18 protein-coding genes and 1 pseudogene are annotated in these 19,901 nt (G+C 66.9%); 1 reads left to right on the top strand and 18 read right to left on the bottom strand.

What is annotated here, in order from left to right; genetic code table 11:
- Positions 1 to 47 precede the first annotated feature (47 nt).
- From cobA to BM436_RS18250, 18 genes and pseudogenes are all read right to left on the bottom strand, one after another.
- Positions 48 to 857, bottom strand: coding sequence for a uroporphyrinogen-III C-methyltransferase (gene cobA, locus BM436_RS18335; protein WP_093556973.1), 810 nt, complete (start codon positions 855 to 857; stop codon positions 48 to 50).
- An 11-nt stretch (positions 858 to 868) separates the two neighbouring features.
- A complete protein-coding gene (locus BM436_RS18330) occupies positions 869 to 1,543 on the bottom strand; it encodes a methyl-accepting chemotaxis protein (RefSeq protein WP_093556972.1) in 675 nt (224 codons plus the stop codon).
- Positions 1,544 to 1,577: 34 nt separating this feature from the next.
- Positions 1,578 to 2,684, bottom strand: coding sequence for a CmpA/NrtA family ABC transporter substrate-binding protein (locus BM436_RS18325; RefSeq protein ID WP_093556971.1), 1,107 nt, complete (start codon positions 2,682 to 2,684; stop codon positions 1,578 to 1,580).
- A 241-nt stretch (positions 2,685 to 2,925) separates the two neighbouring features.
- Positions 2,926 to 3,534, bottom strand: coding sequence for an ANTAR domain-containing response regulator (locus tag BM436_RS18320; protein ID WP_093556970.1), 609 nt, complete (start codon positions 3,532 to 3,534; stop codon positions 2,926 to 2,928).
- A gap of 84 nt (positions 3,535 to 3,618) precedes the next feature.
- Positions 3,619 to 3,801 (bottom strand): hypothetical protein, encoded by a 183-nt coding sequence (locus tag BM436_RS38495; protein WP_177307324.1) that lies wholly within the window; start codon positions 3,799 to 3,801, stop codon positions 3,619 to 3,621.
- 88 nt (positions 3,802 to 3,889) lie between these two features.
- Complete coding sequence (locus BM436_RS18310) at positions 3,890 to 4,819, bottom strand: ABC transporter permease (protein ID WP_093556968.1); 930 nt, start codon at positions 4,817 to 4,819, stop codon at positions 3,890 to 3,892.
- A 149-nt stretch (positions 4,820 to 4,968) separates the two neighbouring features.
- Positions 4,969 to 5,769, bottom strand: a pseudogene (locus BM436_RS18305) (ABC transporter ATP-binding protein); the annotation flags it as partial.
- 1 nt (position 5,770) lies between these two features.
- Positions 5,771 to 6,772, bottom strand: a complete 1,002-nt coding sequence (locus BM436_RS18300; protein ID WP_093556966.1) for an ABC transporter substrate-binding protein — start codon at positions 6,770 to 6,772, stop codon at positions 5,771 to 5,773.
- A gap of 16 nt (positions 6,773 to 6,788) precedes the next feature.
- Positions 6,789 to 7,664 (bottom strand): TauD/TfdA dioxygenase family protein, encoded by an 876-nt coding sequence (locus tag BM436_RS18295; protein ID WP_093556965.1) that lies wholly within the window; start codon positions 7,662 to 7,664, stop codon positions 6,789 to 6,791.
- Between the two features lie 89 nt (positions 7,665 to 7,753).
- On the bottom strand, positions 7,754 to 9,268 hold the full coding sequence (locus BM436_RS18290; RefSeq protein WP_093556964.1) for a UdgX family uracil-DNA binding protein: 1,515 nt from the start codon (positions 9,266 to 9,268) through the stop codon (positions 7,754 to 7,756).
- Complete coding sequence (locus BM436_RS18285; RefSeq protein WP_093556963.1) at positions 9,244 to 10,473, bottom strand: putative DNA modification/repair radical SAM protein; 1,230 nt, start codon at positions 10,471 to 10,473, stop codon at positions 9,244 to 9,246. Before BM436_RS18285 ends, BM436_RS18290 begins: the two co-directional genes overlap by 25 nt.
- Positions 10,474 to 10,563: 90 nt before the next feature.
- On the bottom strand, positions 10,564 to 11,241 hold the full coding sequence (can, locus tag BM436_RS18280) for a carbonate dehydratase (protein ID WP_093556962.1): 678 nt from the start codon (positions 11,239 to 11,241) through the stop codon (positions 10,564 to 10,566).
- A gap of 134 nt (positions 11,242 to 11,375) precedes the next feature.
- Positions 11,376 to 12,509 carry a molecular chaperone DnaJ gene (gene dnaJ / locus BM436_RS18275; protein WP_093556961.1) on the bottom strand — a complete coding sequence of 378 codons (1,134 nt, stop codon included), beginning with the start codon at positions 12,507 to 12,509 and terminating at the stop codon, positions 11,376 to 11,378.
- A gap of 114 nt (positions 12,510 to 12,623) precedes the next feature.
- Positions 12,624 to 14,573, bottom strand: a complete 1,950-nt coding sequence (dnaK, locus tag BM436_RS18270) for a molecular chaperone DnaK (RefSeq protein WP_093556960.1) — start codon at positions 14,571 to 14,573, stop codon at positions 12,624 to 12,626.
- 80 nt (positions 14,574 to 14,653) lie between these two features.
- Positions 14,654 to 15,196, bottom strand: coding sequence for a nucleotide exchange factor GrpE (gene grpE, locus BM436_RS18265; RefSeq protein ID WP_093556959.1), 543 nt, complete (start codon positions 15,194 to 15,196; stop codon positions 14,654 to 14,656).
- Positions 15,197 to 15,397: 201 nt separating this feature from the next.
- Positions 15,398 to 16,507, bottom strand: coding sequence for a ferrochelatase (gene hemH, locus BM436_RS18260; protein ID WP_093556958.1), 1,110 nt, complete (start codon positions 16,505 to 16,507; stop codon positions 15,398 to 15,400).
- A 155-nt stretch (positions 16,508 to 16,662) separates the two neighbouring features.
- A complete protein-coding gene (gene recN, locus BM436_RS18255; protein ID WP_093556957.1) occupies positions 16,663 to 18,330 on the bottom strand; it encodes a DNA repair protein RecN in 1,668 nt (555 codons plus the stop codon).
- 23 nt (positions 18,331 to 18,353) lie between these two features.
- Positions 18,354 to 19,256, bottom strand: a complete 903-nt coding sequence (locus BM436_RS18250; RefSeq protein ID WP_093556956.1) for an NAD kinase — start codon at positions 19,254 to 19,256, stop codon at positions 18,354 to 18,356.
- A gap of 200 nt (positions 19,257 to 19,456) precedes the next feature.
- Between BM436_RS18250 and BM436_RS18245 the strand changes: the two genes are divergently transcribed.
- Positions 19,457 to 19,837 (top strand): VOC family protein, encoded by a 381-nt coding sequence (locus tag BM436_RS18245; RefSeq protein ID WP_093556955.1) that lies wholly within the window; start codon positions 19,457 to 19,459, stop codon positions 19,835 to 19,837.
- Positions 19,838 to 19,901 lie beyond the last annotated feature (64 nt).

The raw sequence follows: 19,901 nt of genomic DNA, 5'->3' as shown, positions 1-19,901 counted from the left end.
GATCGCAGGGGGAAATGACCGTAAATGTTGTCTTATTGGCCTTAATTTCAGCCTTGCGCGGCATATTGCGGTGCACCAGCGCCCAAGCTTGGTGCAAAAACGGGTGCATGGGCTGGTGCATGGGCCGACGCGCCCCACGCGTCGGCGCACCGCACCACGTCGCCGACCACGATGATGGCCGGGCTGCCCAGGCCGCTGGCGGCCAGCGCCGCCGGCAACTCGCCCAGGGTGGTGATCAATTGGCGCTGCGCGTCGCGGGTGGCCGACTGCACCACCGCCACCGGCGTGTCCGGACGCGCGCCGCCGGCCAGCAGGCCGGCCTGGATCGCGGCGCAGCGCGCCACGCCCATATAGATCACCAGCGTCAGCCCGCTTTGCGCCAGCGCGCCCCAATTCGGCTCCGACGCCGCGTCCTTGCCGTGGCCGGTGACGAACACCGCGCCCTGGCTCCACTCGCGGTGCGTGAGCGGAATGCCGACGCTAGACGGCGCGGCCAGGCCGCTGCTGATGCCGGGCACCACGTCCACCGCCACGCCCCGCGCCATCAGGTGGGCGCGCTCCTCGCCGCCGCGCCCGAACAGATAGGGGTCGCCGCCCTTCAGGCGCACCACGTGGTGGCCGGCGCGCGCCTCGGCGATCATCAGCCGCTCGATGAATTCCTGCGGGGTCTGCTGGCAGCCGCCGCGCTTGCCCACCTGGATCACGCGCGCCGCCGGCGGCGCGAAGGCCAGGATCTCGGGGTTGACCAGGTCGTCCACCAGCAGCACGTCCGCGCTTTCGATGGCCTTCACGGCCTTGATGGTCAGCAGGTCCGGGTCGCCGGGACCGGCGCCCACCAGGGTGACTTTGCCATTCATGCTCGTTCCTTTCACGCGGTGGCGGTGGCCAGCGCGGTTTTCACCATGTCGTCGATTTCGCCGGTGATGTTGGACAGTTCGTTCGCCACCACGGCGAATTCGCGGCCCGCCACGCCGGAGCGGGCCGCCACCACGCGGGCGTTGAACGACACCATGCGCGCCTGGCGGGCGATGGTCTCGATGTCGGTGATCACCGCGCGCAGCTGGTTCTTCATCTGCACCGCGTGGCGCTTGGACTGCTCCTCGTAGATGGAGGTGAGCTGGTTCAGCAGCGCCAGCAGCGGCGTGGTGATTTGCACCAGTTCCGCGATCAGCTCCTGCGTGTTGCGCGCGCCGCGCTCGGCCGCCGCCAGCGTGCGGTCGGCGTGCTCCATGAAGGCCTGGATCTGGCGGTCGCCGCCGGTGCGGCCGAAATAGGCCTCCTCCAGCGCCGGGCAGAAGATGCCGGGCACCGTGTCGCTGCCGTTGATCAGGGTGGTGTGGGCGGCGCGGAACAGGCCCAGCGCCTCGCGCCCGATGACGATGGCGTCCTCCTGGCCCTGGCCCGCCAGCACCGCGTACAGCACCAGGCGCTGCGAGGTGAAGCGGCGGCGGCCGGAGAGGTTGATCAACGCGCCGAAAACCTCGCCGGACAGTTTGGGCGCTTCGCGTTTTGTGGCCAGGGCGGCCGAGCCGTAGTTCGCCATGATTGCAACCTTTTCCTTTTTGTCATTGCCAACGCTATTGCTTGATGCTGAACGACGCCGCGTAGCGTTCGGGGTCGCTGCCGTCCCACACTTTTCCATCCATCAGCGTGGAACTGCGCGATTCGCTATGCGGCACGGGGGTCTCCGTCATTTCCGCTGCTTCTTTATAGAGCGCGATCTGGTGCACGTCGCGGGCGACGCCCAGGTAGTCGGGGTCGGACTTGAGCAGGCCCCAGCGGCGCTGCTGCGTCATGAACCACATGCCGTCCGACAGATACGGGAAGTTGGCCGCGCCCTCGTGGTGGAAGCGCAGCGGGTGCGCGCCGCCGGCCCGCTGGCGGATCGCCTCCTTGCTGGTGTCCAGGTAGGCCGCGCCGGAGATGATTTCGGCCATCGCCATGCGGTTGGCGGGCGAGGCGTCGATCCAGCGGCCCGCCTCCAGCACGGCGGCGATCATGGCGCGGCAGGTGTTCGGGTGGTGGCGCGTGAATTCGGCCGACGCGGCCAGCACCTTTTCCGGGTGCTCGGGCCAGATCTCCTGGGTGGTGGCGGCCGTGACGCCGATGCCGTCCATCACGGCGCGGTGGCCCCAGGGTTCGCCGGCGCAGAAGCCGTCCATATGGCCCTCGGCCATGTACTGCACCATCTGCGACGGCGGCACCGTGATCAGGCGCGCGTCGCGCATCGGGTCGATGCCGTGCGCTGCCAGCCAGTAGCACAGCCACATCGCGTGCGTCCCCGTGGGGAAGGTGTGGGCGAAAGTGTAGTTGCGCGGCTCGCTTTTCAGCAGCGCCGCCAGCGAGGCGCCGTCGGTCGCGCCCTGCTCCGCCAGGCGGCGCGTGAGCGTGATGGCCTGGCCGTTGCGGTTCAGCCCCATGAGGATGGCCATGTCGCGCTTGTGCAGGCCCACGCCCAGCTGGGTGCCGTAGACCATGCCGTACAGCGCGTGCGCCGCGTCCAGTTCCCCGGTCAGCAGCTTGTCGCGCACGACGGCCCAGGAGGTTTCCTTGCTCGGCACGATCTTGATGCCGTGCTTCTCATCGAACCCCAGCACGGCGGCCATGACGACGGAGGCGCAATCGGTCAATGGATTGAAACCGATCCTCACCACCTGCTTTTCAGGTATTGCCTTGTTCGCCATCGCCGTTTTTTCCTTTTGCAAAATAAAAAAGCGTCCCTCGGCACGAATCATTCGTACTGAAAAGACGCCATTGTCTTTGGACGCGCCCCGCCGCCGTTGGCCGGGCTTGCCCTTTCTATTCAGCAAAGAGCGTGCCACCGCGTTGCGGGGAATATCGATGGAAATATTGTTGCTTCAGAAACGGAAAAGCGCACCAATGCGGTGCATTGCACCAATTGTGCGCCCGGGGAATGGCGGGGAATCAGCCCAGGAGGTCCTGGACGTCGAGGAGGCGCTGGGCGATCTCGGCCAGCTTGAGGTTTTTATTCATGGCCATCGAGCGCAGCTTCTGGAAGGCCTTTTCCTCGGACATGCCGTGGCGCGCCATCAGCAGCCCCTTGGCGCGTTCGATGACCTTGCGCTCGGCCAGCTTGTGGCGGGTGTCGTCCAGTTCGGCCAGCAGCTTCTGCTCCTGGCGGAAGCGCGCCAGCGCCACGTTCAGCACCGGCTTGATGCGCTCGGGCTGCAGCCCCGCCACGATATAGGCCGACACGCCGGCGGCCATGGCGGCCTCCATGCTGGCGGCGGTCTCGTCCTCGGTGAACATGACGATGGGGCGGCGCTCGTCGCGGGTGGCGATGACGATGTGCTCCAGCACGTCGCGCGCGTCAGATTCGGCGTCGACGATGATCATGTCCGGCTGGATTTCCGCGATCTTTTCGGGCAGGTGGAAGTCGGCCGGCAGGGATGCGACCAATTGGTAACCCGCCTTCATGAGGCCGGCCTGGACGGCGTGGGCTCGAAGCGAGGCGTCACTCTCGTCTGGCGGGTGGACTAAAACGATGCGTAATTTGCGGCTCATGCCTGTCATACAAGCAATAAACGCGCCATAAACTGGTGGCGCACACCGTATTTTACGCGGAGAAGCGCGGTTGCGGAGAAAGGTTTCGCCAAATCAAGGCCGATGGCCGGATTTCGTGTTGTCCACCGGCGCCACCGTCGGCCCGCCCTGGTCGAAGCGCCGCGGATTTACCGCGAAGCCGAGGCGGCGCTGGCGATGGCGCAGCGCGCCCGCAAGAGGCGGCGGGTAACCGCCATTCACGCAAAGATAGCCAACCGCCGGCGCGATTTTCTTCACAAGTGTTCCACCTAAAAGGTTCCAACCTTGTGAATGAAAAAAATAGCGGCCGGTGGCCGCTATCGTGGGTGCGGGCGCGATCGCCGCGCTAGCGCTGCATGCCCCAGCGCCGCACGGTGACGCGCTCCAGCGCGCGGAACAGCAGGTTGTCCACCAGCAGGCCGATCAGGATGACGGCGGCCAGGCCCGCGAACACCTTGTCCGTATACAGCTCGTTGCGGTTCTGGAAGATGTACCAGCCCAGTCCCCCCTTGCCGGACGAGGCGCCGAACACCAGTTCCGCCGCGATCAGGGTGCGCCAGGCGAAGGCCCAGCCTATCTTCAGGCCGGAGACAATGGACGGCAGCGCGGCCGGCACCAGGATCTGGGCCACGAAGGGCAGTCCGCGCAGGCCGTAGTTGCGGCCTGCCATGCGCAGCGTCTCGGGCACGCCCTGGAAGCCCGCGTAGGCGCCCAGCGCCAGCGGCCACAGCACCGCGTGCACGATCACGAACAGCAGGCTGCCGCTGCCCAGGCCGAACCACAGCAGCGCCAGCGGCAGCAGCGCGATGGCCGGCAGCGGGTTGAACATGGCGACCAGGGTCTCCAGCAGGTCCCGGCCCAGCCGCGTGGTGACCGCCAGCGCCGTCAACGCGAAGGCGCCGGCGACGCCCAGCGCGTAGCCCCGCAGCAGCACGCCGAGCGACACGCCGACCTTCTCCTCCAGCTCGCCGCTGGCGACACCGGCGATGAAGGCGCGCGCCGTTTGCAGGAAGGTGGGGATCAGCAGGTCGTTGTCCTGCCAGCGGGCCACGCCCTCCCACAGCGCGGCCAGCGCCAGCAGGATCAGCGCCTTGCGCAGCCAGTCCCGCTGCCACACGCGGGTGGCCAGGGGCAGCGGCACGTAGGGCGGCGCCAGCGCGGGCGGCGGCGCCGGCAGTTCATACTCCGGCCGTACCGGAGGATGCGCGGCGTGGCCGGGAATGTGACCGGCGGCGTGGCCGACGGCGTGGCTCGCAGGGTGGCTGGCGGCGCTCATACGGCGTACCTCCGGCCCGTCTCGTCGATGGCCGCGTAGGCGGCGGGCGGCAGCGCGTCGATCGCGACGTAGCCGGCCAGCGGCAGTCCGGCGCCGGCGGCGCGGCGGGTGAACGCCGGTTCCGCGACCGGAGCCTCGACCGGGACCGGTGCAGTATTCGGCACAGCCACCGGTCCGGATGCAGCGGCCTCCTCGTCGAAGAGCAGCCGATGGATACGGTTGGCGGCGGCCTGGAACTCGGGGCTGCCGGTGCTGTGCATGCCAAACTGGTGGCTGTTCAATTCCGCGCGCACCCGGCCCGGGTGCGGCGACAGCAGCAGGATGCGGTTGCCCACCACCAGGGCCTCCTCGATCGAGTGCGTGACGAACAGCAGCGTGAATTTCGCCTCCTCCCACAGCAGGCCCAGTTCCTCCTGCATCTTGCGGCGCGTGAGCGCGTCCAGCGCGGCGAAGGGCTCGTCCATCAGCAGGACCTCGGGCTGCATGGCCAGCGCGCGGGCGATGGCCACGCGCTGCTTCATGCCGCCGGACAGCGTGTGCGGGAAGGCGTCCGCGAACGCCTCCAGGCCCACCTTGGCTATCCAGTGCATGGCGCGCTCCTCGGCCTCGTGGCGCTTGAGGCGGCGCGAGGCCAGCAGCGGGAACATCACGTTTTGCTTCACCGTCTTCCACGGCGGCAGCTGGTCGAACTCCTGGAACACGGCCACGCGGTCCGGCCCCGGCCCGTTCACGGCCTTGCCATGCAGGCTGATGCTGCCCGCGCTGGGCGCGAGGAAGCCGCCCGCCGCCTTCAGCAGCGAGGACTTGCCGCAGCCCGATGGTCCCAGCAGCACGAAGCGGTCGCCCTGGTAGACGTCGAAGCTCACGTCATGCGTCGCGCGCACGGTCTGGGCGCGGGTGCGGTATTCCAGCGACACGCCTTGCGCGCGCAGCAGCGGTTGCGCGCCCATGTCAGCCGCCCTGGCCGATGGCCGGGTCGTCGAACCAGTAGTCGCGCCAGCTGTTCGGCTGATTTTTCAGCACGCCCACGCGGTGCAGGAAGGCGGCCAGCGTGTAGGTGTTCTGCGGCGCGATCTTGAACTGCACCTGCGGGTTCTTCAGGATCTTCACCAGCAGGCCGCGGTCGACATTGCTCTTGGTGACGCGCAGGTAGGTGTCGGCCGCCGCCTCCGGGTTGGCGGTCGCGAACTTCGCCGCCTCGGCCAGGGCCGACGTGAAGGCGCGGTAGGTTTTCGGATTCTCGTTGCGGTATTTCTCGGTCGCGTACAGCACGGTGGAGGAGCTCGGACCGCCCAGCACGTCGTAGGAGTTGAGCACGATGCGCGCGTTCGGGTTCTGCGCCAGCTCCTGCTCCTGGAACGGCGAGCTGCCGAAGTGGCCCGAGATCTCGGTGCCGCCCGCGATCACGGCGGCCGCCGCGTCCGGGTGCGGCAGGGTTTGCGTGAACTTGTCCAGGCGCGTGAACTCCTTGTCGCCCCACTGCCTGGCGGCGGCCATCTGCAGGATGCGCGCCTGCACCGACACGGTCACCGCCGGCAGGCCGATGCGGTCCTTCTCGGTGAAGTCGGCCACCGTCTTCACCTTGGGGTTGTTGCTGACCAGGTAGTAGGGGAAGTTGCCCAGCGAGGCGACGCCCCGCACGTTCTGCTTGCCGTTGGTGCGGTCCCAGATCGTCAGCAGCGGGCCGACGCCGGCGCCCACCACGTCCACGGCGCCGGACAGCAGCGCGTCGTTGGCGGCCGAGCCGCCGGAAAGCTGGGTGAATTCCACCTTGATGTCCAGGCCCTGCTGCTTGCCGTGCTTCTCGATCAGCTTCTGGTCCTGCGCGATGTTCAGCAGCAGATAGGTGACGCCGAACTGCTCGGCGATGCGGATGCGTCCCTCGGCCTGCGCGGGCGCGGCGGCGATGAGCGCGAGGGCCGCGATGGCGGCGGCTACTTTGGTCTTGACCATGAAAACTCCAGGATGATTAGAACGGGACGTCGCCCACGATGGTGGTGCGATACAGCTTGCGGCGCATGTGGGCGGGACAGCCCGCCGCCAGGTGCATCAGCGAGCGGTTGTCCCAGAACACCATGTCCCGCGGGCGCCACTGGTGGCGGTAGACGTGCTCCGGCTTCACGCTGTGCGCGTAGAGTTCGGCCAGCAGGGCGCGGCTCTCGTCCTCGGGCAGGCCGACGATGCGGGTGGTGAAATGCTCGCTGACGAACAGCGCGCGGCGGCCGGTCTCGGGATGCACGCGCACCACCGGATGCAGCACCGGTTTCACCTCGTCCATCTGCGCCTGCGTGAGCGGCGGGCGGAAGGGATTGCGGCGGCGCAGTTCCTCGTACTGCGCCAGGTAGCTATGCTCGGCGCGGGCGCCCTGCACCGCGCGGCGCAGGGCGGCGGGCAGCGTCTCGTAGGCCAGGTGCATATTGGCGAACAGCGTGTCACCGCCCTCCTCCGGCAGCTCCTGCGCGTGCAGCATGGAGCCCAGGCTGGGCACCTCCTTGTACGACAGGTCCGAATGCCAGAAGTGGCCGGCGTCACCCAGGCCGATGGGCTGGCCGTCCTCGATGATGTTGGAGATCACCAGCACCTCCGGCTGCTCGCGCAGCTGGAAATTGCGCAGCACGTGGATCTGCAGCGCGCCGAAGCGGCGGCTGAATTCGACCTGCTGCGCCGGCGTGATGCGCTGGTCGCGGAACACCAGCACGTGGTGGTCCAGGTGGGCGCGGTGGATGCGCTGGAAGTCGCTGTTGCCGAGCGGCCGCGACAGGTCGAGGTCGATCACCTCCGCGCCCAGCGGGGCGTCGAACACCTTGATATCGAAAGTCGGATGGGACTGCAGAACGGCGGACATGGAACTGATCCTTGCAATGTGTATGCAAGCAGTCTATGCCCGACGCTTCATGAATAAAACGAATCAAATCAGCTATTGATATTCGGATTTCAAGAATCGGCGAGGCGATAGGCGGTGCGGAGGGCTTCGGCCAAGGCGGCGAAGGCGCGGGCTTTTTCGGCTTCGCCGGGGACGCGCAGCACGTAGGCGGGATGGTAGGTCGTGACGACCCAGTAGTCCTTGTGGCGCACGGGGGCGTCCATGAAGTCCTTCAGCGTCGCGCGGCCGTCCTCCATCACCGACTTCAACGCGGTGCTGCCCAGCGCCACCACGACCTTGGGCGCGACCTTTTCCAGTTCTCCCTCCAGCCAGTAGTGGCAGGCCAGGACCTCCTTCTGCGCGGGCGTCTTGTGCAGGCGGCGCTTGCCGCGCGGTTCCCATTTGAAGTGCTTGACGGCGTTGGTGACGTAGACGTCGTTCCGGTCCACGCCGGCCTGCGCCATCGCCCGGTCCAGCAGGGCGCCGGCGGGACCGACGAAGGGGTGGCCGGCCAGGTCCTCCTGGTCGCCGGGCTGTTCGCCGACCAGCATGACGCGGGCCCGCTTCGCGCCCTCGCCCGGCACGGCCTGCGTGGCGTGCTCCCACAGCTCGCAGCGGCGGCATTCGTCCAGCGTGTGCGGTTGCTGGCGCGCCGGCTGCGCCTTCTCGGGCGCGATCGGTATCGTGGCGCCGCCGCGGCGGCCGACGGCGTCGGCCTGGCCGGTGCGCCGCGCGCCCGCCGCAGCCCGCGACACCATCTCCGGCACCAGCGCCGCCTCGGGCATGTTCTTCCAGAAGCGCGCGCGCACGTGGCCGTGCATGATGTCCGGGTTAAGGCGCGCGGGATTGAAGATGCTGCGGTAGTAGGTCAGCCACAGGGCTTCGCCTGCGTCCTCGATGTCGGCCGCGCCGCGCAGCAGGGGGCCGGTGGCGTGCAGGCGCGCGCCGTCCCACAGCACGGTGGCCTCGGGCGTGGCGATCATCCAGCTGGTGCGGCCCATGCGGTCGGCGAAGTGTTGCGCGACCTGGGGCAGCACGTCGTGCGCGGGTTCGAACCAGGCCACGAAACGCGGCGCGCCGGCGTCCTCCGGCCGTTCGCGGAAGCGCAGGTAGGCGTGCATGTCGTGCTCCTCGCGGCGCACGGCCTTGACCATGTTTTGCAAGCGGGCGCCGTCCTCGTCGGCCATCGTCAGCACCTCCTGTTCGCCTTGTTGCCAGCGCCAGACGATCTTGTACAGGAAGGCCCAGCGGTCGTGGGCGCGGTGGCAGGCGGCGCTGTGCAGCATGTCCATCAGTTTGCGCGGCAGGCGCGGGGCCGTCGGTGGCGGCCCGGGCGCTGTGGCCTCCGCGCCGGCCGGGTCGGCGGCGGCGGATGGCGCGAGCGGCGCGGCGCCGAACAGGTCGGCGCCACTGCCGCGCGAGAGCCATTGTACGGACTCGGGGGAACGGCGGCGCACGATCAGTTCGCGCGCGGCGGCGCGCCATTCGTCGAAGCCGTCGACGGTGATCGGCCCGCCAGCCGCCGCTTCGGAGGCCGCGCGTTCGATGTCCGGCTCGGGCTTCACGCGGTCTGCAACTCCGGCCACAGGTTCATCTGCTCCGGCGCGTCCGCCATGGCGCGGCGCAGGGCCTCGGAGGGCGTGGTGTCGCCGGCGGGCCGGTAGTCGGCCACCACGATGAAGGGGGCGATCTTCCTCATGCTGCAGCGCAGCCGCGACAGGTCGGCGTAGCGCACCCGCCGCATGCGCCGCAGTTCGACGATGCGCTGCGCGTTGCGCAGGCCGATGCCGGGCACGCGCGCGATCATGGTCACGTCGGCCATGTTCAAGTCCATCGGGAAGTGCTGGCGGTTGGCCAGCGCCCAGGCCAGCTTGGGGTCGATGTCCAGCGCCAGGTTGCCGTTCTCGGGCAGCAGTTCGCGCACCTGGAAGCCGTAGCCGCGCAGCAGGAAGTCGGCCTGGTACAGGCGGTGCTCGCGCAGCATGGGCGGCGGCGCCAGCGGCACGCTCTTGGGGCTTTGCGGGATGGGACTGAAGGCCGAGTAGTACACGCGCTTGAGCTTGTAGCTGCCGTACAGCGTCTCGGCGGTGCCGAGGATGTGCTTGTCGTCGCTGGCGTCGGCGCCGACGATCATCTGCGTGCTCTGCCCGGCCGGCGCGAACGCGGGCGACTTAGGCTCCCCGGCCTTCTCGTCCAGCTTGCGCCGGATGGAACCCATGGCCAGCTTGATGGTGTGGACGTTCTTTTCCGGCGCCAGGCGCGCGATGCTGTCCTGCGACGGCAGTTCGATGTTGACGCTGAGACGGTCCGCGTAGCGCCCGGCCGCCTCGATCAGCGCGGGATCGGCGTCGGGGATGGTCTTGAGGTGGATGTAGCCGCGGAACTGGTGCGTCTCGCGCAGCTCGCGCGCGATGGCCACCAGCTGCTCCATCGTGTAGTCGGCCGACTGGATGATGCCGGAGCTGAGGAACAGGCCGTCGATGTAGTTGCGCAGGTAGAAATCGACCGTCAGCTTGACCACCTCGGCCACGGTGAAGCGGGCGCGCGGCACGTTGGAGGTGCGGCGGTTGACGCAGTACTGGCAGTCGTAGACGCAGAAGTTGGTGAGCAGGATCTTCAGCAGGGAGACGCAGCGCCCGTCCGGCGTGTAGCTGTGGCAGATGCCCATGCCGGTGCTGGCCCCCAGGCCGTCCTTGCCCTGGGAGGAGCGCCTGGGCGCCCCGCTGCTGGCGCAGGACGCGTCGTACTTCGCCGCGTCGGCCAGGATTTCAAGCTTGTCCCGCAGTTCCATGGCATGCACCGATACTGTATAAATACACAGTATAGCGCATACCGGGACGGAGCGGCCGCCGCGCGGGCGGCGTCGCGGGACGAAGGGGGGTCAGCTGTCCAGTTCCGCGTACTTGGCCAGGCGCTGTTCGATGCATTTGGACAGTTCGTGGCCGGCGCCGACCGTCATTTCCAGGTCGTGCAAGTGGCCGTCCTTCAGGCCGTAGACCCAGCCGTGCACCGTCAGCTGCTGGCCGCGGTCCCAGGCGTCCTGCACGATCGTGGTCTGGCAGACGTTGACCACCTGCTCCACCACGTTCAGTTCGCACAGGCGCTCGGCGCGCTGGCGGCTGTTGAGCACGTCGCCCATGTAGCGCTCGTGCTTCTGGTGCACGTCCTGCACGTGGCGCAGCCAGTTGTCGGCCAGGCCGATGCGGGTGCCCGTCATGGCGGCGTGCACGCCCTTGCAGCCGTAGTGGCCGACGATGATCACGTGCTTCACCTTCAGCACCTCGATGGCGAACTGCAGCACGGACAGGCAGTTCAGGTCCGAGTGCACCACCACGTTGGCGATGTTGCGGTGGACGAAGACGTCGCCCGGGGCCAGGCCCAGCAGCTCGTTGGCCGGCACGCGGCTGTCGGAGCAGCCGATCCACAGGTATTCCGGCGACGCTTGCTGCGCCAGGCGGTTGAAGAAATCCGGGTCGCGCGCGACCATGGAATTGGCCCAGGTGCGGTTGTTGACCAGCAGTTCCGCCAGTGGCGACTTGTTGTTTTGATTCTCACTCATACGTCTCTCCTCTATACGTGCGAAGACCGCCGAGCTGCAACCAAGCAATTCGGCGGTCCGTTGTGGGGTGACGCTATGTTACCTCATTTGGTGCAGCGCATCATCACACCGTTGCTATGCATGCTATGCACGGCTCACTCGAAGAAGTCCTTCACCTTGTCGCGCCAGGTCTTGCTTTGCGGGCTGTGCTTGGCGCCGCCCTCGGTGGTGGAGCGCTCGAACTCGCGCAGCAGGTCCTTCTGCTTGTCGGTCAGCTTGACCGGCGTTTCCAGCGCCACGTGGCAGAACAGGTCGCCCGGGTAGCCGGAACGCACGCCCTTGATGCCCTTGCCCTTCAGGCGGAAGGTCTTGCCGGACTGCGTGCCCTCGGGAATGGTGAACGACACCTTGCCCGACAGGGTCGGCACCTCGATCTCGCCGCCCAGCGCCGCGCGCGCGAACGAGATCGGCATTTCGCAATGCAGGTCGTCGCCCTCGCGCTGGAACACCGTGTGCGGCTTGATGTGGATCTCCACGTACAGGTCGCCCGGCGGCCCGCCGTTGGTGCCCGGCTCGCCGTTGCCGGACGAGCGGATGCGCATGCCGTTGTCGATGCCGACCGGGATCTTCACCTCGAGCGTCTTGTTGCGCTTGATGCGGCCCGCGCCGCCGCAAGGCGAGCAGGGGTCGGTGATGATCTTGCCGGTGCCGTGGCATTTCGGGCAGGTCTGCTGGATGCTGAAGAAGCCCTGCTGCATGCGCACCTGGCCGTGGCCGCCGCAGGTCGAGCACGTGACCGGCGAGGTGCCGGGCTTGGCGCCGGAACCGTGGCAGGTGTCGCACTTGTCCCACGAGGGCACGCGGATGGTGGTGTCGAAGCCGTGCGCGGCCTGCTCCAGCGTGATCTCCAGGTTGTAGCGCAGGTCGGCGCCGCGGTAGACCTGCGGGCCGGCGCCGCGGCCGCCGCCGCGGCCGCCACCGAAGATGTCGCCGAAGATGTCGCCGAAGGCGTCGCCGAAGCCGCCGGCGCCGAAACCACCGCCGCCGCCGCCGCCCATGTTCGGGTCGACGCCGGCATGGCCGTAGCGGTCATAAGCCTCGCGCTTTTCCGGATTGGTCAGCATCTCGTAGGCCTCTTTGACCTCCTTGAACTTCTCTTCCGATTCCTTGCTGTCCGGATTGCGGTCCGGATGGTATTTCATCGCCAGTTTGCGATAGGCCTTCTTGATCTCGTCTTCGGACGCGTTCTTTGCGACCCCGAGAATCTCGTAAAAATCACGCTTTGCCATGTTGTAGGCACCTTGCTGTATCCACTGGTACTGATTATGCGAAAAAGCCGAGCCGCTCCCTTTGCAGGGATGCACGGCTCGGCGTCAGTCTTTCGGCCGCGGCCGGGGGACTAGTTACTTGCTGTCTTTGACTTCCTTGAAGTCGGCGTCGACCACGTCGTCCTGCTGCGGCTTGGACTCCTGCTGGCCGCCGGGCTGCTGGCCGCCCTCGGCGCCGCCGCCGGCCGCCGCCTGCTGGGCTTGCATGTCAGCATACATCTTTTCGCCCAGCTTCTGCGAGGCGGTCGACAGCGCCGCCACCTTGGCGTCGATGTCGGCCTTGTCGCCGGCCTTGATCGAGGCTTCCAGGTCGGTGATGGCCGCTTCGATCTTCTCCTTCTCGCCGCCTTCCAGCTTGTCGCCGTACTCGGTCAGGGATTTCTTGGTCGAGTGCACCAGCGCGTCGGCCTGGTTGCGCGACTCGGCCAGTTCCTTGACCTTCTTGTCCTCTTCCGCGTTCAGCTCGGCGTCCTTCACCATCTTCTGGATCTCGTCCTCGGTCAAGCCCGAGTTCGCCTTGATGGTGATCTTGTTTTCCTTGCCGGTGGCCTTGTCTTTGGCGCCCACGTGCAGGATGCCGTTGGCGTCGATGTCGAAGGTCACTTCGATCTGCGGCGTGCCGCGCGCGGCCGGCGGGATGCCTTCCAGGTTGAACTCGCCCAGGCCCTTGTTGCCTGCCGCGATTTCACGCTCGCCCTGGTAGACCTTGATGGTCACGGCGGGCTGGTTGTCGTCGGCGGTCGAGAACACTTGCGAGAACTTGGTCGGGATCGTGGTGTTCTTGTGGATCATCTTGGTCATCACGCCGCCCAGGGTTTCGATGCCCAGCGACAGCGGCGTCACGTCCAGCAGCAGCAAGTCCTTGCGGTCGCCCGACAGGACCGAACCTTGAATGGCGGCGCCCACGGCGACGGCCTCGTCCGGGTTCACGTCCTTGCGCGGGTCCTTGCCGAAGAATTCCTTGACCTTTTCCTGCACCTTGGGCATGCGGGTCATGCCGCCGACCAGGATGATGTCGTCGATGTCGGTGACCTTGACGCCGGCGTCCTTGATGGCGGTGCGGCATGGCTCGATGGTCGCGGCGATCAGTTCCTCGACCAGCGATTCCAGCTTGGCGCGGGTCATTTTCAGGTTCAAGTGGACCGGCGCGCCGTTCGCCATGGCGATGTAGGGCTCGTTGATCTCGGTCTGCTGCGACGACGACAGCTCGATCTTGGCGCGCTCGGCCGAGGCCTTGATGCGCTGCAGCGCGATCGGATCCTTCTTCAGATCCAGGCCGTTGATCTTCTTGAACTCGTCGATGATGTAGTCGATCACGCGCTGGTCGAAGTCCTCGCCGCCCAGGAAGGTGTCGCCGTTGGTCGACAGCACTTCGAACTGCTTCTCGCCGTCCACGTCCGCGATCTCGATGATGGACACGTCGAACGTGCCGCCACCCAGGTCATACACGGCGATCTTGCGGTCGCCCTTGTCGGTCTTGTCCAGGCCGAAGGCCAGCGCGGCTGCGGTCGGCTCGTTGATGATGCGCTTGACGTCCAGGCCGGCGATGCGGCCGGCGTCCTTGGTCGCCTGGCGCTGCGAGTCGTTGAAGTAGGCCGGCACGGTGATCACGGCCTCGGTGACTTCCTCGCCCAGGTAGTCCTCGGCGGTCTTCTTCATCTTGCGCAGCACTTCGGCGGAGATTTGCGGAGGCGCCAGTTTCTTGTCGCGCACGCCGATCCACGCGTCGCCGTTGTCGGCCTTGGCGATCTGGTAAGGCATCAGCGCGATGTCCTTCTGCACTTCTTTTTCTTCGAACTTGCGGCCGATCAGGCGCTTCACCGCGAACAGGGTGTTCTTCGGATTGGTCACGGCCTGGCGCTTGGCCGGCGCGCCGACCAGGATTTCGCCGTCATCTTGATAAGCAATGATCGATGGCGTGGTCCGCGCGCCTTCCGCGTTCTCGATTACCTTGGGTTGACCATTTTCCATGATCGCCACGCAGGAGTTGGTGGTTCCCAGGTCAATACCGATAATTTTGCCCATGATTTTTTTCCTTATTTGCTAGTTTCAGATGCTGCTTATATGTGGAAATGCTGAGTAATTTCAAGTGCTTAGTGACGGTCTCACTTGGCCTGCGCGGCGGTCACGATGGCCGGACGCAGCAGGCGGTCGGCGATCATGTAACCTTTTTGCAACACGGACACGACGGTATTGGCTTCCTGCTCGGCGGGCACGACGGCGACGGCCTGGTGCTTGTTCGGATCGAGCTTGTCGCCCTGGGCCGGCATGATTTCCAGCAGGCGATTCTTCTCGAACGCGGAATTGAGCTGTTTCAGGGTCATCTCGACGCCCTCCTTCAGCGCATCCAGCGACGGGGTTTCGACCTTCAGCGCCATCTCCAGGCTGTCCTTCACCGGCACCATGGCCTCGGCGAAGCTCTCAACGGCGAATTTGTGCGCTTTGGCAACGTCTTCCTGGGCGCGGCGGCGGATGTTCTCGGCGTCGGCCTTGGCGCGCATGAACGCGTCGTGCATCTCAGCCAGGCGGGCCTCGGTGCTCGCCAGCTGTTCCTCCAGCGAGGGCGCGGCGGCTTCGGCGGGAGTCGATGGTGCCGGCGCAGCTTCCGCCTCGGGATTAGGGACCGCTTGATTTTCCTGATCTTGCATCTAAAAGACTCCTACAAATCGTGTTTGTTTGACGTACTACTAATGGCTCGGGCAGCAAATGGGGCTATAACCTACGGTTTCAAGGGGTATTCTCCGACGGAATTCCAGCCAGCCTGCTACCATACGGCGGGTATTTTAACAGGCTGGCACTCACCGGCGGCAAGTGCTGATTATGCGCCCGGCGCCGGGAAAACACGAACCTCAGTTTTCCGCGCCCAGCTTCAACGCCGCCGCCCGGGCCGTCTCCCCTTCCCGCTTCAGCCCCTCCCTTTGCGCGGAAGTGCGCATGGTCGGCCAGCCTATCATGTGCTGCTCGGCGATCTCGGCCAGCGCGGCGATCCACGCCGGATGTTCGTTCAGGCAGGGGATGTAGTGGAATTCCTTGCCGCCGGCGGACAGGAAGTCGTGGCGCACCTCCATCGCGATCTCCTCCAGCGTCTCCAGGCAATCGCTGACGAAACCGGGGCAGATCACGTCCACCCGGCGCGCGCCGTCCCTGGCCAACTGCCGCACGGTGGGCGCGGTGTAGGGCTGCAGCCACTCCGCCTTGCCGAAGCGCGACTGGAAGGTGACGACGTAATCCTCGGGCTTGAGCTTCAGCTTGGCCGCCAGCAGGCGGGCCGTCTTCATGCACTCGCAGTGGTAGGGGTCGCCCAGCAGCAGGGTGCGCTTGGGCACGCCGTGGAAGCTCAGCACCAGCTTCCCGCCGCGTCCGTGCTGGTCCCAGTGCGCCAGCACCGACTTGGCCAGGGCGGCGATATAACCGTCGTCGTCGTGGTAATTGCGGACGAAGCGCAGTTCCGGCACATTGCGCACCCGCTTGTAATGGGCGAACACGGCGTCGTAGATGGAACCGGTGGTGGTGCCCGAATACTGCGGATAGGCCGGCAGCACGACCACGCGGTCGCAGCCGTCCGCCTTCAGGCGCGCCAGCACGTCCGGCAGCGAAGGCGAGCCGTAGCGCATGGCCATCGCGACGGTGACATCGCCGTGGCCCCGTTCGCCCAGCGCGCCGCGCAGCAACTGCGCCTGCAGCTGGGTATGGACTTTCAGGGGCGAGCCCTCGCGGGTCCAGATCGACGCGTACTTCGCGGCCGACTTGCCCGAGCGGAACGGCAGGATCACCAGGTTGAGGATGAACCACCAGAGCGCGCGCGGAATCTCGACCACGCGCGGATCGGACAGGAACTGCCTCAGATAGCGCCGGACGGCCGGGCGCGTGGGCGCCTCCGGCGTACCGAGATTGACGAGCACGACGGCGCTACCGCTGGGCGCGCCATGCGTATGGGGAGGTTCTTTAAGGAAAGCCATGAATCTACGATGACGGAGGTGGGACCCGCCATTATAGTTTCTAAATCTACATCGGTGTCACGCGCGACATTCGGACACGACCTCGTCTGTAATCCGTCTACGGTTGTGTCCCCGTCCGAATGTCGCGCCTGACACCGATGTTAAAAGTGCAATATCTAGGAGGCGAGCAGTTCGCGGGCGTGCTTGCGGGTGGTGGCGGTGATTTCGAGGCCGCCCAGCATGCGGGCCACTTCTTCCACGCGCGCTTTGTTGTCGAGCACGTCGATGCGGGAGGCGGTCTTGCCGTTGTCCAGCGTGCCCTTGGCGACCTGGAAGTGCTGGCCGGCCTGGCTGGCCACCTGCGGCAGGTGGGTCACGCATAGCACTTGCCGCGCCTGGCCCAGCTTTTTCAGCAGCCGTCCCACCACCTCGGCCACGCCGCCGCCGATGCCGCTGTCGACCTCGTCGAAGATCAGCGTCGGCGTGGTCGTGGCGTTGGAGGTGATCACGGAGATCGCCAGCGAGATGCGGGCCAGCTCACCGCCGGACGCCACTTTCGCCAGCGGACGGGGCGCGACGCCGGCGTGGCCGGCCACCAGGAATTCCACCTGTTCGAGTCCGCGCGCGCCGGGCTCGCAGGGGTTCAGCGCGATGGCGAAGGAACCGCCCGTCATGTTGAGTTCCTGCATGGCCTGGGTGACGGCCACGCTCAACGCTTGCGCGGCGGCGGCGCGCGTGGCGGACAGCTTGCGCGCCACTTCCATGTACGCGGCCTTTAACTTTTCCTCCTGCTTGCGCAGGCCGTCGAGGTCGCTGGCGTCGGCCAGCTGGCGCAGCTTGGACGACAGCTGCGCGTGCTCATCGGGCAGTTCCTCCGGGGCGACGCGGAATTTGCGCGACGCGGAATGCAGCGCCTCCATGCGCATGTCCACCTGGCGCAGCCGGTCCGGGTCCAGCTCCACGCGGTCGAGGTAGTTGTTCAGCGCGTACACCGATTCCTGCAGCTGGATGCGCGCGGACTCGATCAGGTCCACGGTCGGCTGCAGCTCGGTGTCGATGGCGGCCAGCTTGCCCAGCTTCTGGCTCAGCGAGGACAGTTGCGAGACGATGGGGTGGTCCTCCGCCTCCGAGATCGCGCTCAGCGCCTCCTGCGCGCCTTCGAGCAGGCTGGCCGCGTGCGACAGGCGGCTGTGCTCGTTGGAGATGTCCTGCCATTCGCCCGGCTTGGCGGCCAGCTTGTCCAGCTCGCCCACCTGCCATTCCAGCCGCTCGCGCTCGTAGGCGAGGTTGGCGGCGTTGGTTTCGTATTCCTCCAGCTGTTTCGCCAGCGCGCGCCAGGCCTTGTGCGCGGCGGCGACGGCTTTCAGGTCGCCCTCGGCCCCCGCTTCCCGGCTCGCGGCCTGGTTGTCCAGCAGTTCGCGCTGCGCGTCCGTTTTCAGCAGCGACTGGTGGGCGTGCTGGCCGTGGATGTCGACCAGCATGTCGCCCAGTTCGCGCAGCTGCGCGGCGGTGGCGGCCACGCCGTTGATGTAGGCCTTGGAGCGGCCGGCGTTGTCGATCACGCGGCGCAGCAGCGCGCCGCCCTCGTCCGCCGCGAACTCGTTGGCGGCCAGCCAGGCGGCGGCCTGCTCGTTGACCGCGAAGTCGGCCGTGATGTCGGCCTTGGCCGCCCCCTCGCGCACCACGCTGGCGTCGCCCCGGCCGCCCAGCGCCAGGGTCAGCGCGTCGATGAGGATGGACTTGCCGGCGCCGGTCTCGCCCGTGAAGACGGTGAAGCCGGCGGAGAATTCCAGTTCTATCGTGTCGACAATGACGAAATCGCGGATGGACAGTGTGCGGAGCATAGGGGCTAGGGTGGGTTGAAGAGTCAGGCCAGTTTGCCCTCGCCGGACGGGTATTCGTTCCAGTGCAGCTTTTCGCGCAGGGTGTTGTAGTAGCTCCACCCTTCGGGATGCAGGAACGTCACCGTGTGCGGCGAGCGCTTGATGTGGATGCGGTCCTGCGCCTGCAGGCTGGCGAAGGTCTGCATGTCGAAATTGACGGTGATGTCGCGGCCGCGCTTGATCTCGATGACGATCTCGCTGGAGTCCGGCAGAACGATGGGGCGGTTCGACAGCGCGTGCGGCGCGATCGGCACCAGCACGATGCCGCCCAGCGTCGGATGCAGCAGCGGGCCGCCGGCCGACAGCGCGTACGCGGTGGAGCCGGTGGGCGTCGAGATGATCAGGCCGTCCGAACGCTGGTTGTACATGAAGTGGTCGTCGACGTCGACGCGCAGCTCGGCCATGCCGGAACCGGCGCCGCGCGCCACCACCACGTCGTTGACGGCCATGCCGACATGGATGGTCTTGCCGTCGCGCACCACGCTGCCTTCCAGCAGCGCGCGGCGCTCGGCCTTGCTGCTGCCGGCCAGCATTTGCGCCAGCACCGGCAACATGCCCTCCAGCGGGATGTCGGTCATGAAGCCGAGCCGGCCCTGGTTGATGCCGATCAGCGGCACGTCGTACGGCGCCATCTGCCGCGCCAGGCCCAGCATGGTGCCGTCGCCGCCCATCACGATGGCCGCGTCGGCCTGCTCGCCGATCTCGGCCGCCGTCAGCGCGCGCACGCCCGCCATGCCCAGGTGCGCCGCCGTCTCCGCCTCGAAAACAACGGTGTGGCCGGCGCCGCGCAGGAAGGCCATCAGGCTGCCGACGGACTCTTCTATGTTCGCCGTGTTGGGGCGGACCACGAGGGCGATGGTCGGATACAAGGCGTGCGTGGCTGGCATGGAAACAGGCATGGAAATCTCGGTCTCGGTTTTGGGGTAGCAACACTCGGCAGAGTAACCCATAATGCAACCTTCTGCCATGCGTGGCTACGCGCCCACCGGATGCCGGGACGCATATGAATACTGTATGTGCAAACAGTATAATTCGGGCGGCCGCAGACTGCAAGCGCATGTGAGCGAACCAGCAAAAGGAGAACAAGATGGCGAAAGCATTGGGCGTGGGCGGCGTTTTCTTCAAATCGCGCAATCCGCAAAGGCTGATGGAGTGGTACCAGACCCATCTCGGCTTCCCCGGCGAGTCCACCGACTACGCCACCTTCCTGCCCGGCGCCATGCCCGAGGGCGGCTGCACGGTGTTCAGCCCGTTCAAGGACACCACCGGCTATTTCGCGCCGTCCAAGCGCGACTTCATGTTCAACCTGGTGGTCGACGACCTGGACGGCGCGCTGGCCCAGGTGGCGGCCGGCGGCGGCGAACTGGTGGGCGATCCGCAGTCCTTCGACTACGGCCGCTTCGGCTGGTTCATGGACCCGGACGGCAACAAGGTCGAGCTGTGGCAGCCGATCAAGACGCCGGACTGAGCGTCCGCGGCACGGCCCGGCGCCCCGCTCGGTAGCCCGCTCGGTAGCCCGCTCGGTAGCCCGC

The organism is Pseudoduganella namucuonensis (assembly GCF_900116645.1).
Classification (GTDB): Bacteria; Pseudomonadota; Gammaproteobacteria; order Burkholderiales; family Burkholderiaceae_D; genus Rugamonas; species Rugamonas namucuonensis.
Note: the sequence above shows the minus strand (reverse complement) of the source record. Positions and strands in the feature narration are given on the sequence as shown.

Excerpts from the sequence above, each read along its gene's own strand:
- recN (WP_093556957.1), bottom strand. The coding sequence starts at position 18,330 with ATGCTCCGCACACTGTCCATCCGCGATTTCGTCATTGTCGACACGATA.
- grpE (WP_093556959.1), bottom strand. The coding sequence starts at position 15,196 with ATGCAAGATCAGGAAAATCAAGCGGTCCCTAATCCCGAGGCGGAAGCT.
- dnaJ (WP_093556961.1), bottom strand. The coding sequence starts at position 12,509 with ATGGCAAAGCGTGATTTTTACGAGATTCTCGGGGTCGCAAAGAACGCG.
- BM436_RS18285 (WP_093556963.1), bottom strand. The coding sequence starts at position 10,473 with ATGGAACTGCGGGACAAGCTTGAAATCCTGGCCGACGCGGCGAAGTAC.
- BM436_RS18310 (WP_093556968.1), bottom strand. The coding sequence starts at position 4,819 with ATGAGCGCCGCCAGCCACCCTGCGAGCCACGCCGTCGGCCACGCCGCC.
- BM436_RS18250 (WP_093556956.1), bottom strand. The coding sequence starts at position 19,256 with ATGCCAGCCACGCACGCCTTGTATCCGACCATCGCCCTCGTGGTCCGC.
- cobA (WP_093556973.1), bottom strand. The coding sequence starts at position 857 with ATGAATGGCAAAGTCACCCTGGTGGGCGCCGGTCCCGGCGACCCGGAC.
- BM436_RS18320 (WP_093556970.1), bottom strand. The coding sequence starts at position 3,534 with ATGACAGGCATGAGCCGCAAATTACGCATCGTTTTAGTCCACCCGCCA.
- BM436_RS18325 (WP_093556971.1), bottom strand. The coding sequence starts at position 2,684 with ATGGCGAACAAGGCAATACCTGAAAAGCAGGTGGTGAGGATCGGTTTC.
- hemH (WP_093556958.1), bottom strand. The coding sequence starts at position 16,507 with ATGGCTTTCCTTAAAGAACCTCCCCATACGCATGGCGCGCCCAGCGGT.
- BM436_RS18245 (WP_093556955.1), top strand. The coding sequence starts at position 19,457 with ATGGCGAAAGCATTGGGCGTGGGCGGCGTTTTCTTCAAATCGCGCAAT.
- dnaK (WP_093556960.1), bottom strand. The coding sequence starts at position 14,573 with ATGGGCAAAATTATCGGTATTGACCTGGGAACCACCAACTCCTGCGTG.
- BM436_RS18295 (WP_093556965.1), bottom strand. The coding sequence starts at position 7,664 with ATGTCCGCCGTTCTGCAGTCCCATCCGACTTTCGATATCAAGGTGTTC.
- BM436_RS18330 (WP_093556972.1), bottom strand. The coding sequence starts at position 1,543 with ATGGCGAACTACGGCTCGGCCGCCCTGGCCACAAAACGCGAAGCGCCC.
- BM436_RS18300 (WP_093556966.1), bottom strand. The coding sequence starts at position 6,772 with ATGGTCAAGACCAAAGTAGCCGCCGCCATCGCGGCCCTCGCGCTCATC.
- can (WP_093556962.1), bottom strand. The coding sequence starts at position 11,241 with ATGAGTGAGAATCAAAACAACAAGTCGCCACTGGCGGAACTGCTGGTC.